General features: G+C 68.8%; 1 protein-coding gene. It reads right to left on the minus strand.

Annotated features, from left to right (window positions below; all coding sequences use genetic code 11):
• On the minus strand, positions 1–995 hold a 995-nt coding region (locus E4M07_RS28970), incomplete at its 3' end, for a toprim domain-containing protein (protein ID WP_136661895.1).
• Between the last annotated feature and the right edge of the window lie 114 nt (positions 996–1,109).

A 1,109-nucleotide genomic window follows, 5' to 3' on the forward strand; every position in this document is an offset into this window, starting at 1 on the left:
TGGGGGCGCAATGCCGCCCGCAGCGCCCCGGGGCCGAAGGCCTGCAGGTCGTCGTTGAAGTCGCCCCGCCTCGGAGACAGGGTCAGCATCTCGATGCCCGCTGCCGTCGCGCGTTCGGTCAATGCCGCGAGCGCCATGTCTCCCGCGGCATCGGCATCGCGGGCGACATAGAGCCTGCGCAGGGTCGGCGGCAGTTCGAGCGCGGCAAGGTGATTGGCCGATAGAGCGGCGGCCATCGGCATAGCAGGCAGCGCAAGGCGCAACGACAGCATTGTCTCGATGCCTTCGCCGGCAGCGAGGACGTCCTCAGCCGCGCCAAAGCGAACGGCATGGCCGAAGAGACCCCCCATGGCCCGTCGCGGCGTATCCACCACTGCCTTGGCCAAGCCGTCCGGCGCAAGCCAGGTGCGGTGCGCACCGGTGATGGCACCGGAAAGATCGGTGACGGCGGCGATCATAGCCGGGCGCGCCTCGGTCGGCGAGCCGTCGTGCGGGCGATAGTAGCAGCGCGGGTGATACCGCAGGGCATCGGCGTCATGGATCGCCTCGATGCCGCGATTGCCCAGATAGGTCTCGACGAGCGTTCGCCGGACCGGCTGCGCCATGGCGATCAGCCGCCGCGCCGCCTCCGGCGACCCGGCGGGCACCGGTGCGCGAACGGATTTTGGGCTTTGGCGCGGCTCCGGGCGTGGCAAGCTCAAGAAGCGCCGCGCTTCCTCGGCAACATCGCGGAACTCGGTGAACCCGCAGCTCTCGCGGATCACGTCGAGCAAGTCGCCAAACTCGGCCGAGGCGGCATCGGTCCAACGACCGGCGGCGCCGGGGCCGGAGTCCGCTCCGCTGAGCCGGACGAACATCGACCGGCCGGGGGCATTGCGAACGTCACCTACCGTCCAGTATCGGCCCTGACGCCGCCCGTTCGACAGGTAGTGTCGACAGACCGCCTCGGCATCGCGGGCGAGGCGGCGCGACAGTTCGGAAGCGTCGCAGGGCATCACGAAATCTCCCGCCATGCGCTGACGTTATGTTGCGTAGACCCCAGTGATCGCCCGCAGGACAAGGACCAATCCCGGGAGCGCAACATAATCTTCGCCGCAACATGTTCACAG

The organism is Nitratireductor sp. XY-223, assembly GCF_004959855.1.
Lineage (GTDB): Bacteria > Pseudomonadota > Alphaproteobacteria > Rhizobiales > Rhizobiaceae > Hoeflea_A.